The organism is Nocardioides sp. IC4_145 (assembly GCF_011250565.1).
GTDB lineage: Bacteria > Actinomycetota > Actinomycetes > Propionibacteriales > Nocardioidaceae > Nocardioides.
In genome coordinates this window covers 74856-87263 of the sequence record NZ_JAANMS010000007.1, presented here as the reverse complement: position 1 = coordinate 87263, position 12408 = coordinate 74856, and the positions used below count along the sequence as shown (strand labels likewise).

Annotated in this window: 13 protein-coding genes; 7 read left to right on the top strand and 6 right to left on the bottom strand. The window is 72.2% G+C overall.

From position 1 onward, the window contains the following. Positions 1-31: 31 nt before the first annotated feature. Positions 32-1192 (bottom strand): quinolinate synthase NadA, encoded by a 1161-nt coding sequence (nadA, locus tag G6553_RS05450; protein WP_166189877.1) that lies wholly within the window; start codon positions 1190-1192, stop codon positions 32-34. Positions 1193-1225: 33 nt separating this feature from the next. After that, positions 1226-2107 (bottom strand): GNAT family N-acetyltransferase, encoded by an 882-nt coding sequence (locus tag G6553_RS05445; RefSeq protein WP_347565518.1) that lies wholly within the window; start codon positions 2105-2107, stop codon positions 1226-1228. 32 nt (positions 2108-2139) lie between these two features. Here G6553_RS05445 and G6553_RS05440 point away from each other — a divergent pair, with 32 nt between their 5' ends. After that, on the top strand, positions 2140-3213 hold the full coding sequence (locus tag G6553_RS05440; RefSeq protein ID WP_166189875.1) for a glycerate kinase: 1074 nt from the start codon (positions 2140-2142) through the stop codon (positions 3211-3213). Between the two features lie 69 nt (positions 3214-3282). Then, complete coding sequence (erpA, locus tag G6553_RS05435; RefSeq protein WP_166189873.1) at positions 3283-3645, top strand: iron-sulfur cluster insertion protein ErpA; 363 nt, start codon at positions 3283-3285, stop codon at positions 3643-3645. Between the two features lie 298 nt (positions 3646-3943). Here erpA and G6553_RS05430 read toward each other — a convergent pair whose 3' ends face one another. After that, positions 3944-4198: a hypothetical protein gene (locus G6553_RS05430; protein WP_166189871.1), complete on the bottom strand. Its 255-nt coding sequence runs from the start codon at positions 4196-4198 to the stop codon at positions 3944-3946. Positions 4199-4262: 64 nt separating this feature from the next. Here G6553_RS05430 and G6553_RS05425 point away from each other — a divergent pair, with 64 nt between their 5' ends. After that, positions 4263-5249 (top strand): carbohydrate kinase family protein, encoded by a 987-nt coding sequence (locus G6553_RS05425; RefSeq protein ID WP_166189869.1) that lies wholly within the window; start codon positions 4263-4265, stop codon positions 5247-5249. Positions 5250-5264: 15 nt separating this feature from the next. On the opposite strand, the gene G6553_RS21615 is transcribed toward G6553_RS05425, so the two are convergent. Both G6553_RS21615 and G6553_RS05415 read right to left on the bottom strand, forming a co-directional pair. Beyond that, the gene (locus G6553_RS21615; RefSeq protein WP_347565517.1) at positions 5265-5507 is read right to left on the bottom strand and encodes a sulfurtransferase TusA family protein; all 243 of its coding nucleotides are present in this window, start codon (positions 5505-5507) and stop codon (positions 5265-5267) included. Then, on the bottom strand, positions 5504-6667 hold the full coding sequence (locus G6553_RS05415; RefSeq protein ID WP_166189867.1) for an aminotransferase class V-fold PLP-dependent enzyme: 1164 nt from the start codon (positions 6665-6667) through the stop codon (positions 5504-5506). Before G6553_RS05415 ends, G6553_RS21615 begins: the two co-directional genes overlap by 4 nt. Positions 6668-6758: 91 nt before the next feature. On the opposite strand from G6553_RS05415, the gene coxB reads away from it, so the two are divergent. From coxB to G6553_RS05395, 4 genes are all read left to right on the top strand, one after another. Further along, on the top strand, positions 6759-7697 hold the full coding sequence (coxB, locus tag G6553_RS05410) for a cytochrome c oxidase subunit II (protein ID WP_347565516.1): 939 nt from the start codon (positions 6759-6761) through the stop codon (positions 7695-7697). Beyond that, on the top strand, positions 7694-9448 hold the full coding sequence (gene ctaD / locus G6553_RS05405; protein WP_166189865.1) for a cytochrome c oxidase subunit I: 1755 nt from the start codon (positions 7694-7696) through the stop codon (positions 9446-9448). Before coxB ends, ctaD begins: the two co-directional genes overlap by 4 nt. Next, positions 9445-9861, top strand: a complete 417-nt coding sequence (locus tag G6553_RS05400; protein ID WP_166189863.1) for a cytochrome c oxidase subunit 4 — start codon at positions 9445-9447, stop codon at positions 9859-9861. Before ctaD ends, G6553_RS05400 begins: the two co-directional genes overlap by 4 nt. A gap of 145 nt (positions 9862-10006) precedes the next feature. Next, the gene (locus tag G6553_RS05395) at positions 10007-11254 is read left to right on the top strand and encodes an Ig-like domain-containing protein (RefSeq protein WP_166189861.1); all 1248 of its coding nucleotides are present in this window, start codon (positions 10007-10009) and stop codon (positions 11252-11254) included. A 9-nt stretch (positions 11255-11263) separates the two neighbouring features. On the opposite strand, the gene G6553_RS05390 is transcribed toward G6553_RS05395, so the two are convergent. Continuing rightward, positions 11264-12301 carry an LLM class flavin-dependent oxidoreductase gene (locus G6553_RS05390; protein WP_166189859.1) on the bottom strand — a complete coding sequence of 346 codons (1038 nt, stop codon included), beginning with the start codon at positions 12299-12301 and terminating at the stop codon, positions 11264-11266. Positions 12302-12408 lie beyond the last annotated feature (107 nt).

Genomic DNA, 12408 nt, shown 5'->3' with positions numbered 1-12408 from the left:
GCCGGCGCAGCCTCCTCGCCCGGCCGGACAGCTAGCGGGCGGGGAGGGCGAGCATCCGCTCGAGGGCGACGAGGGCCCACTTCTCGGTCTCGGGGTCCACGGTGATCTGGTTGGGGACCGTGCCGGCGACGAGGGACTCCATCGCCCAGACGAAGTGCGGCAGGTCGATCCGGTTCATCGTCGAGCAGTAGCAGACCGTCTTGTCGAGGAAGACGATGTTCTTGTCCGGGTGGGCGTTCGCGAGCCGCTTGACCAGGTTGAGCTCGGTGCCGATCGCCCAGCTCGAGCCGGCCGGGGCCGCTTCGATCGTCTTGATGATGAACTCCGTCGACCCGACCAGGTCGGCCTTGAGCACGACCTCGTGCTGGCACTCGGGGTGGACCAGGATGTTGATGCCGGGGATGGTCGCGCGCAGCTCGTCGACGACGGCGGGGGAGAAGCGGCCGTGGACCGAGCAGTGGCCCTTCCACAGGATCATCCTCGCGTCGCGCAGCTGCTCGGGGGTCAGCCCGCCGTTCGGTCGCAGCGGGTTCCACACGACGCAGTCGTCGAGGGTGAGCCCCATCTTCTGCACGGCCGTGTTGCGACCGAGGTGCTGGTCGGGCAGGAAGAGGATCTTCGCGTCCGGCTTCTGGTCGAAGGCCCAGCCCAGCGCGACCTCGGCGTTGCTGGAGGTGCACACCACGCCGCCGTTGCGGCCGCAAAAGGCCTTGATGTCGGCGCTGGAGTTCATGTACGTCACCGGGACGACCGAGTCGACGACGCCGGCGTCGGCCAGCGCGTCCCAGGCGTCCTCCACCTGGGCGAGGCGCGCCATGTCGGCCATCGAGCAGCCGGCGGCGAGGTCGGGCAGGATCACCTTCTGGTCCGGGCCGGTGAGGATGTCGGCGGACTCGGCCATGAAGTGGACGCCGCAGAAGACGACGAACTCCGCCTCCGGGCGGGCCGCCGCGTCGCGGGCGAGCTTGAAGGAGTCGCCCGTGACGTCGGCGAAGGCGATGACCTCGTCGCGCTGGTAGTGGTGGCCGAGCACGAACACCCGGTCGCCGAGCGCCTCCTTCGCGGCGCGGGCGCGCGCCACCAGATCCGGGTCGGAGGGCGCGGGCAGGTCGCCCGGGCACTCGACGCCCCGCTCGGAGGTGCGGTCCACGCCACGGCCGAGGGGGAGGAGGGGGAGGTCGACGGTCGTCATGGGCCGAATCCTATTCGCGCGAGGTGTCAGCGCTCACAGGAGCGCACCCGAGTGGACGTACGGCGCCGGGGGCCTCATGCCACGCAGGGCGAGGTAGCCCTCCTGGTGCAGCTCGAGCCCGGCGGCCAGACCGACGTCGATCGCCCACTGGTTCGCCGCGGTCACGTGCGGGACCGTGACCTCGCCCGGCGACTGGGCCAGCGCGGCCCACAGCAGCCGGGTCGCGGTCCGCCGGTCGGAGGCGGCCAGCAGCCCGGGGCGGCCGCGCTCGTCGACGTACACGTAGCCCCGCCCGGTCGAGGTGTCGGAGACCAGCAGCCGCCAGGTGCGCAGCATCAGCTCGTGGTCGGGACCGTGGCCGGCCCCGCGTGCCAGCCGGTCGAGGGAGTCCATGAGGTCGACGTCGCCGGCGGAGCCGTCGCGGACCTTCTCCACGACCGGGATCGCGTTGCGGTCGACCGTGCCGGTCAGGTGCATCTGCGGGTGCAGCTCGAAGCCGGCCCGGTGGTAGGTCCGCACCGCCCGCGGGTCCGTGGAGGAGGAGAGCATGCCGCGTAGGCACGCCCGCCCGTGGTGCATCGCCGCCGCGAGGAGCGGCCGCCCGATGCCCTGCCCCTGGCGGTCCGGCGAGACGGCGTACGTCGCCAGGCACCACAGGGTCTCGCGGCGCAGCGAGGTCGCGATGCCGACGACGCCGGTGCGGTCCTCGGCCACCCAGCAGCCCTCGGGATCGGTGCGGACCAGGTGGCGCGTCCGCTCCGCCCACGTGGCGGCGTGGACGGGCGTGCGGGGGCTCGGCTCGGGGTCGGCCGCCCGCCGGACCCGCCGGTCCACCTCCAGGAACGCCGCGCCGCTGACCTGCTCCGCCGCCTCGGCGTCGTCCTCGGTCATCGGCCGGATGATCAGGTCCTCCACGCCGCCGACCCTAGGTCGGCCAGGATGGGCGCATGCGCATCCTCGTGGCCCCGGACAAGTTCGCGGGCACGCTCACCGCGGTCGAGGCCGCCGACGCGGTCGCGGCCGGCTGGCGGCGGCAGGCGCCGCTCGACGAGCTCGACCTGTGCCCGATGGCCGACGGCGGGCCCGGGTTCGTCGACGTGCTGCACGCCGCGCTCGGCGGCGAGCTGCTCGCGGTGACGGTGCGTGGGCCGTTCGGCGAGCCGGTGCCGGCGACGCTGCTGGTCGCCGGCCCGACGGCGTACGTCGAGAGCGCGCAGGCGTGCGGCATCCACCTCACGGGCGCGGAGCGAGCCGAGGAGGCGACGACGTACGGCGTCGGCGAGCTCGTCGCCGCGGCGGTCGCGGCCGGCGCCGAGGAGGTCGTGGTCGGCCTCGGCGGCAGCGGCACCAACGACGGGGGAGCCGGGCTGCTGGCCGCCCTGGGCGCGACCGCCGACCGGCCGCTCGACGCCGGCGCGGCCGGCCTCGCCGGGATCACCCGGGTGGACCTGCCGACCGTGCCGGTCCGGCTGGTGGCGGCCACCGACGTCGACAACCCGCTGACCGGGCTGTTCGGCGCGACCAAGACGTTCGGTCCGCAGAAGGGCGTGCCGGAGGAGCGGCTGCCGGCGCTCGACGGACTGCTCGAGGAGCTCGCGACCGCCGTCGACCGGCGCACGTCGCTGGAGAAGGGCGCGGGGGCCGCCGGCGGGCTCGGCTTCGCGCTGCTGACGCTCGGCGCGCGGCGCGAGCCCGGGATCGAGCTGGTCGCCGAGGCCGTCGGCCTGGCTCGGCGCGCGCGGGCCGCCGACCTGGTCCTCACCGGCGAGGGCGCCTTCGACTTCTCCAGCCGCTCGGGCAAGGTGCCCTACGGCGTCGCCGCGACCGCCGCCGAGGCGTTGCGGCCGTGCGTGGCGCTGGCCGGTCAGGTGCTCGTCGGCGCGCGCGAGATGCGCGCCCTCGGCGTGGAGTCGGCGTACTCCCTCGTGGACCTCGTGGGGGAGGAGCGGGCCTTCGCCGACCCGGCCGGGTCGCTCGCCGACCTCGCCGCCCGGGTCGCCCGGACGTGGTCCCGGGAATAACCGTGGGTGTGCGACGATTGAGGAGTTCGACTGAGCAGCACCGTCCCCGCTATCCCTGGGAGCATTGACATGACCGAGCAGGTGGACACCCCCACTGAGCGCCGCACCGACCAGATCAACCTGAGCCCGGTCGCGGCGTCGAAGGTGAAGAGCCTCCTCGAGCAGGAGGGCCGCGACGACCTCGCGCTGCGCATCTCCGTGCAGCCCGGTGGCTGCTCGGGCCTGCGCTACCAGCTCTTCTTCGACGAGCGCACCCTCGACGGCGACGTCACCACCGACTTCGACGGCGTCACCGTCGTCGTCGACCGGATGAGCGTCCCCTACCTCAACGGCGCGATGATCGACTTCGTCGACAGCATCGAGAAGCAGGGCTTCACGATCGACAACCCGAACGCCACCGGCTCCTGCGCGTGTGGAGACTCCTTCCACTGACGCACCAGGCACCGCAACGGCCCCCGCAGGACACTGTCCTCGGGGGCCGTTCTGCGTGTCGGCGCGAACCGCTGGTCGAGCAGCGAAGGCCGCCTCCCGCTGGTTGAGCAGCGAAGGCCGCCAAGGCCTGAGCGTGTCGAAACCCCGTGAGCCGACTGCGGCCTCGGGACGCGGACCGCCCGACCGTGGTGCCGCCCTGCGACTCTCACCGGGTCTCGACACGCCGGTCGCGACCTCGTTCCTCGGTCGCGCGCGGCTTGCTCGACCACCATCGGCGGGTCCGCTGGCGCGGCCCCGCTCAGTCCAGGTGCAGGTGCAGCGCGTTGGCGAGCCGCTGGGCGGCCTCGTCGACGCGGATGTCGCGCTTGGGGACCTCGCGGGGGAACTCGTCGAAGTGCAGGCTGGGGACCGGCGAGGTGGCCGCGCGGCGCACCCGGTCCAGGGGCAGGTTGCGGCCCACCGCGAGGCAGTCGTCGCGCATCTCGGAGAGCGTGGCGGCGTCGTCGTACGCCCGGCGCGACGGGGAGCTCGGAGCGGGGCTGGGGGTCGTCATGCGATCGACGCTAGGGGCTACCGCAGGGTAGTCCCACGGGTACCGATCGGTAGTGTTCCGTGTCATGCCTTCACCTCGGCCGCTGCTCATCGCCGGCTCGATCGCCACCGACCACCTGATGACCTTCCAGGGCAAGTTCGAGGACTCCCTGGTCGTCGAGCAGCTGCACAAGCTCTCGGTCTCGTTCCTGGTCGACGACCTCGAGATCCGCCGGGGTGGCGTCGCGCCGAACATGTGCTTCGGGCTGGGCCGGCTCGGGCTGCACCCGGTGCTGGTGGGGGCGGCCGGCGAGGACTTCGGCGACTACCGCTCGTGGCTGGAGCGGCACGGCGTGGACTGCTCGCACGTGCGGATCTCCGAGACCAAGCACACGGCCCGCTTCGTGTGCACCACCGACTCCACGATGGCGCAGTTCGCCTCCTTCTACCCCGGCGCGATGGCCGAGGCGCGGCACATCGAGCTGGCGCCGATCGTCGACGTGGTCGGCGAGCCGGAGTACGTCCTCGTCGGCGCCGACGACCCCGACGGGATGCTGCGCCACACCGACGAGTGCCGCCAGCGCGGCTACGCCTTCATCGCCGACCCGAGCCAGCAGCTCGCCTTCGGCGAGGGGGACCTGATCCGACGGCTCGTCGACGGCGCCGCGCTGCTGTTCTCCAACGAGTACGAGTCGCACCTGATCGAGCAGAAGACCGGCTGGTCGGCCGACGAGGTGCTCTCCCGCGTCGGGGTCCAGGTCACGACGCTCGGCGCCGACGGCGTGCGGGTGCGCCGCAGGGGCGAGGCCGACATCGTGCTGCCCGCGGCCAAGGACGTCCGCGCCGTCGAGCCCACGGGCGTCGGCGACGCGTTCCGCGCGGGCTTCCTCGCAGCGCTGGCCTGGGACGTCGGCCTCGAGCGGGCCGCCCAGGTCGGCTGCGTGCTCGCGGCGTACGTCGTGGAGACGGTCGGCACGCAGGAGTACTCCTTCACCGCCGAGCAGTTCCTCGGCCGGCTCGAGCACTCCTACGGTCCCGAGGCCGCGGCCGACGTCCGGCCGCACCTGGCCTGAGCCACCCGTCCCGGGTCAGCTGCTGCGTCGCACCAGGTAGCGCGGCGACCCGTCGGTGGCGGTGTCCTCGCCGACGTACTCCTGGCCGCGCATGCGGCACCACGCCGGCACGTCCGTGCGCGCGGCCACGTCGGTCGCGACGACCGCCAGCACCTCGCCGACGGCGACCTCGCCGACCCGCCGGCCGAGGTGGATGACCGGCAGCGGGCAGAGCATGCCGCGGCAGTCGAGCTCGAGGGCGACGTCCGCGGCGCTCACAGGCCCACCTCGGCCCGGATGTCGGCGACCACCTCGGGCAGGGCGGCCAGGAAGCCCGCCACCTCCGCCTCGGTGGTGTCCCAGGTGAGGGAGACCCGGACGTTGCCGTGGGTCAGGACGCCCATCGCGGCGAGCACGTGGCTCGGCTCGAGCGTCGAGGCGGTGCACGCGGACCCACTGGCGACGCCGAAGCCGCGGCGGTCCAACCCGTCCACGAGCGCCTCGCCGTCGACGTAGAGGCAGGAGAACGTCACGAGGTGGGGGAGCCGGTCGACCGGGTCGCCGACCACCTCGGTGTCGGGCACGGCGGCCGCGGCGGCGCGGATCCGGTCCACCAGGGCGGCCTGGCGCCGCCCGACCCCCTCGCGCTCGGCCACCACCGCCTGGAGTGCGGCGGCGGCCGCGAGTGCGGCCGGGACGTTCTCGAAGCCGGTCGTGCGCTCGTCCACGCGGTCGTCGCCGGGGAACGGGTTGCGCCACCGCGCGCCCTTGCGCACCAGGAGCACCCCGACGCCCGCGGGTCCGCCCCACTTGTGGGCGGACGCGGCCGCGGCGTCCCAGCCGTGCGGCAGTGGCAGCCGACCGACGGCGGCGCAGGCGTCGACGAAGAGCGGCACGCCGGTCCCGGCCAGCGCCGCGGCGACCTCACCGACCGGCTGCACGGTGCCCACCTCGTGGTTGGCCGCCTGCACGGCCGCGACCGCGACGCCGGGGGCCGTGGCGGCTTGCGCCACGGCAGCGGGGGAGACCCGTCCGGACCGGTCGACCTCGACCGTGACGCGGTCCCCAGGCGCCCAGGCGGCGGCGTGCACGACCGCAGAGTGCTCCACGGCGGAGTGCACGACGGCGTCGCCGTGCCGGGCTCGGCCGGCTCGCAGGCCGAGCAGCCCGCGGTGCACCGCGTCGGTGCCGGAGGAGGTGAAGGTGACCTCGTCGGGACGCACCCCCAGGCAGTCCGCGACCACCTCGCGCGCGTTGTCCAGCAGCAGGCGCGCCGACCGTGCCGAGCGGTGTCGACGACGGGGGTCGGCGTACCCCTGGTCGAGCGCCGCGAGCAGCGTCTCCCGGGCCGCGGGGTGGAGGGGCTCGGACGAGGCGGCGTCGAGGTAGCCCCGCGTGGCGGGCCCGCCGGGCGCCGCGGTCCCGGAGGCAGAGGTCACAGGCCGAAGATAGACGACCCCGGAGCGCGTCCCGCCAGTGGTTGAAGTAGTGTTCGACCTACTCGTGACCACCCAAGAGGAAGGCTCGTTCGTGGGTCTGCAACTCCCCCCGCGAGGGGTCGGGAAGGCCAGGCGCGGCCGCCGGGCGCCCCTGCTCGCCGCCGTTCTCGGCGTCGCCGTCGTGCTGCTCGCCGGGTGCTCCTCGGAGAACCGTGACGACTGGAAGAACCTGGCGATGCCCTCGCCCGCCACGGAGCAGGGTGAGTCCACCCTCGCGCTGTGGCAGGGCGCCTGGGTCGCCGCGCTCCTGACCGGTGTCCTGGTCTGGGCGCTGATCTTCTGGGTCGTGTGGCGCTACCGCCGCCGCAGCGACGACGAGATCCCGATCCAGACGCGCTACAACCTGCCGCTCGAGATCTTCTACACGGTGGCGCCGATCATCATGGTGATCGTGTTCTTCTCGCACACCGTGCGGGTCCAGAACATCGTGCTCGACGACCCGACCCCGGACAACACGATCGAGGTCGTGGGTCAGCAGTGGTCCTGGACGTTCAACTACGGCGTCGGCGAGCAGGACCCGTCGGCCAACGACGTCCTGGACGACGACGAGTACGCCTACGACCAGTACGCCTACACCGTCGGCACCGCCTCCGACATCCCCACGCTCGTGCTCCCGGTCGACCAGACGACGCGCTTCAACCTCTACTCGCCCGACGTCATCCACGACTTCGGCGTGCCCGCGTTCCTCATCAAGATGGACGTCATCCCGGGCCGGGTGAACCACTACCAGGTCACCCCGACCGAGATCGGCACCTACTCGGGCAAGTGCTACGAGCTCTGCGGCGTCTACCACTCGCGGATGCTCTTCAACGTGGAGGTCGTGAGCCAGGAGGAGTACGCCGCGTACGTGGACGAGCTCGCCCAGACCGAGAACACCAGTGACGGTCCGCTGATCGGTGGGGAGAATGCCGACAGCCAGATCGGCCTCACCGACGAGGCGGACGAGTACGCCGAGGGAGACGCAGAATGACCGCCACAGCAGCACGCTCGGCCGACGTCACGGTCGCGCGCAAGCCCCTGGGGCAGCAGCTGGTCCGGATCATGACGACCACCGACCACAAGCTGATCGGCAAGCTGTACCTCGGCACGTCCTTCATGTGGTTCATCCTCGGCGGCCTGATGGCGCTGCTGATCCGCTCCGAGCTGGCCTTCCCGGGCCAGCAGGTCGTCAACGACGAGCTGTACAACCAGCTGTTCACGATGCACGGCACGATCATGCTGCTGCTGTTCGCGACGCCGCTGTTCTTCGGGTTCGCGAACGTGATCATGCCGATCCAGATCGGCTCGCCCGACGTGGCGTTCCCCCGGATGAACATGTTCAGCTACTGGCTGTTCCTGTTCGGCGGCCTCATCGCCGCCTCCGGCTTCCTCACCCCGCAGGGTGCGGCCGACTTCGGCTGGTACGCCTACACCCCCCTCAGCGACGCGGTCCGCTCGCCCAGCGTCGGCGGCGACCTGTGGATCATGGGTCTCTACCTCGCCGGTCTGGGCACGATCCTCGGTGCGGTCAACTTCATCACCACGATCATCTCGATGCGTGCGCCGGGCATGACCATGTTCCGGATGCCGCTGTTCACCTGGAACACGCTGATCACCAGCCTGCTGGTCCTCATCGCGTTCCCGATCCTCGCCGGCGCGCTGCTGATGCTGGAGGCGGATCGACAGCTCGGTGCGCACGTCTTCGACACGTCACACGGCGGATCGATCCTGTGGCAGCACCTGTTCTGGTTCTTCGGGCACCCAGAGGTGTACATCATCGCGCTGCCGTTCTTCGGCATCGTGACCGAGATCCTGCCGGTCTTCAGCCGCAAGCCGATCTTCGGCTACGTCGGCCTCGTCGGCGCGACGCTGGCGATCGCGGTGCTCTCGGTGGCGGTGTGGGCCCACCACATGTTCGTGACCGGAGCCGTCGACCTGCCGTTCTTCTCCGGCATGACGTTCCTGATCGCGGTGCCGACAGGAGTGAAGTTCTTCAACTGGATCGGCACGATGTGGGGCGGGTCGGTGTCCCTGGACACCCCGATGCTGTGGAGCTTCGGCTTCCTCATCACCTTCCTCTTCGGTGGCCTGACCGGTGTCATCCTGGCCAGCCCGCCGCTGGACTTCCACGTCACCGACTCCTACTTCGTGGTCGCGCACTTCCACTACGTCGTCTTCGGCACCGTGGTGTTCGCGATGTTCGCCGGCTTCTACTTCTGGTGGCCGAAGTTCACGGGTCGGATGCTCGACGAGCGCCTCGGCAAGGTCCACTTCTGGCTGCTGTTCGTCGGCTTCCACACCACCTTCCTCGTCCAGCACTGGTTGGGCGTCGAGGGCATGCCGCGCCGGTACGCCGACTACCTGCCCGAGGACGGCTTCACCACGCTCAACCAGGTCTCGACGATCGGGTCGTTCCTGCTGGCCGCCTCGACGCTGCCGTTCCTCTACAACGTCTACGTGTCCGCCCGCGGACCCAAGGTGCTGGTGGACGACCCGTGGGGCTGGGGACGTTCGCTGGAGTGGGCCACGAGCTGCCCGCCGCCGCGCCACAACTTCGTCTCGATCCCGCGGATCCGTTCGGAGTCGCCGGCCTTCGACCTGCACCACCCGGAGGTTGCGGCCATCGAGATGGAGCAGAACCAGGCAGCGCGTGACGGCGGCTTCGCCGACGCGCCGGACATGGAGGGCCGTGCGGGCCTGATCGACGACCGCACGCCGAACGACGAGGGGAACGACCGATGAAGTCCGAGGCCTGGATCTTCGCGATCTGCACCGCCTTCCTGGTTCTGGTCACGCCGGCGTACTGGTTCGTGACGGCCGCCGGTGACGAGGGCGGTGACTGGACCGGCACCTCTGCGCTGGTGATGACCACGCTCCTGGTCGCCATGGTCACCCTCTACCTGGGCTTCCACGCCCGGAAGATGGACGCCCGCCCGGAGGACCGCAAGGACGCGGAGATCGCGGAGGGAGCCGGCGAGCTCGGCTTCTTCCCGCCCTACTCCTGGTGGCCCCTGTGGTGCGCCGCCACCCTCGCGGTGTGCATGATCGGCATCGCCACCGGTGAGTGGTGGCTGTTCATCATCGGCCTGGCGTTCGGCGCGATCGCGCTGTGCGGCTTGGTCTTCGAGTACTACCGGGGTGAGCACGCCCACTGAGGGCAGCAACGCCGCACTCTCGACGAGACCCCGCGACCCGGACGCAACCCGGGCGCGGGGTTTCGCGTCTCCTCGGTGGAAGCCCTTAACCTCGAGGCGCCGGCCGCGCGCCGGCGCCCTCGACCCGAACCGCCGTGGAGCCTGCATGTCCGAGCGTCCCGCCCGCACCCCTCGTCCGCGCACCCGCCGCGGAACGGCCCTCGTCGCCCTGGCCGTCTCGCTCCCGTTGCTGGCGGCCTGCGACGGCGCAGCCGGCGGAGCGGGCGCCGGAGCGGCCGGTGGCGCAGGGACGACGGCCGCCGCGGGGGAGTCCGCGCCGCAGGCCCGGATCGCCACCAACGTCCGCGGCGGCCGCCCCGTGCCGGTCGACCGGCTCGTCGAAGTCACGGCGACCGAGGCCGCCCTGCGCTCGGTGACGCTCGTCCCGGTCGGCGGTGCCACCGAGGAGGCGGGTCGCGTGACGGGGCAGGTGTCCGAGGACGGCAGCACCTGGCGGGCGGAGGACCGGCTCGAGCCGGGGACGGCGTACGTCCTCAGGACCCGGGCCGAGGACGCCGCCGGCGACCGGGTCATGCAGGCCACGAGGTTCCGCACCGTGGACCTGACCCTGGACCAGCAGACCTACCCGTCGCTGGCGCCGTTGGACGGCGAGACCGTCGGGGTCGGCATGCCGGTCGTCCTCACCTTCGACGTCCCCGTCACCGACCGCGCCTCGATCGAGGAGCACCTGTCCGTCGACGCCCGCCCGGCGCAGCCGGGCACGTGGCACTGGCTGAGCGACACCGAGGTCCACTACCGGCCGAAGCGCTACTGGAAGCCGGGCACGGAGGTCAGCGTCGACGTCGACGTCAACAGCGTGCCGGCCGGGGGTGGCGTCTACGGGCAGCTGAGCCGGACGATCGGCTTCACGGTCGGCGACGCGCACGTCTACCGTGTGGACGCGCGGTCGCACCAGATGAAGGTCTTCTCCAACGGAGAGCTGCTGCGCACCATCCCGGTGACCACCGGCAAGCCGGGCTTCACCACCCGCTCCGGCACCAAGGTGATCATGGAGAAGTTCGACGTCAAGCGGATGAACAGCGAGACCGTCGGCATCGCCGCCGGGAGCGCCGAGGCCTACGACATCGACGACGTGCAGTGGGCCATGCGGCTCACGCACTCCGGGGAGTTCATCCACGCCGCCCCGTGGTCGGTGGGCTCCCAGGGGTACGCCAACGTGAGCCACGGCTGCACGGGACTCAGCACCGCCGACGCGGGTTGGCTCTACGCGATGAGCCGTCGCGGCGACGTGGTGGAGTACGTCGGCACCGACCGACCGATGACGCTCGACAACGGCTACGGCGACTGGAACGCCTCCTGGGCCGACTACCGCAAGGGCTCGGCCCTGGGCTGAGTGCCGCCCTCAGGCGAGCAGGTCGCGCACCATCGGCGCGACCTGGGTGCCGTAGAGCTCGATGCACTCCATGAGGTGGTCGTGCGGCAGCGGGCCGTGGGAGTACTTCAGGTCGAAGCGGTCGATGCCGAGCGCCTGCACGGTCGCGGCGATCTTGCGCGCGACCGTCTCCGGTGACCCGACGAAGAGCGCCCCGTGGTCGGCCTCCGCGTCCAGCTGGGCGCGGGTCGCGGGCGGCCAGCCGCGCTCCCGGCCGATCCGGTCGCGGTTGACCTTGAAGTGCGGGAACAGCCGCTCGCGCGCCTCCGCGTCGGTCCGGGCGACGAAGCCGGGGGAGTGCACCCCGACGGGCAGCCGCGGCTGGCCCAGCTCGTCGAGCGCGCGGGAGTAGAGGTCGACGTACGGCGCGAAGCGGGCGGGCTCGCCGCCGATGATCGCCAGCATGAGCGGCAGGCCGTACCGGGCGGCCCGGACCACCGACTCCGGTGACCCGCCCACCGCGACCCAGGAGCGCAGTGGCTGCTGCTCGGGCCGCGGCCACACCTGCGCCTCCACCAGCGGCCGCCGGGTCGAGCCCTCCCAGGTCAGCGGCTGGCCCTGCGCGGTCGCGACCCGGAGCCGCGCGAACAGGTCGAGCTTCTCGCTGAAGAGCACCTCGTAGTCCGCGAGGTCGAAGCCGAAGAGCGGGAAGGACTCTGTGAACGAGCCGCGCCCCAGGGTCACCTCCGCCCGGCCGCCCGAGAGCGCGTCGATGGTGGCGAACCGCTCCATGACGCGCACGGGGTCGTCGGAGCTCAGCACGGTGACGGCCGAACCGAGCAGGATCCGCTCGGTGGTCGTCGCCAGGCCCGCGAGCACGACGTCCGGCGCGGAGACCGCGTAGTCGTCGCGGTGGTGCTCGCCGATGCCGAACGCGTCGACGCCCACCTCGTCGGCCAGCCGGCCCTGGGCCACGACGTCCCGCACGACCTGCGCGTGGGGGAGGAGCGTGCCGTCCGGGCCGACGGTGACGTCGCCGAAGGTGTCGAGGCCGAGCTGCAGGTCCATGGGTGCTCCTGGTCGGTGGGCGGATGGGCCGAGGGCCCCGGCCGCGTCGCGGTCCGGGGCCCTCGGGCTGTCCGTGCTGGTGCTGCTGTGCTGGTGCTGCTGAGCTG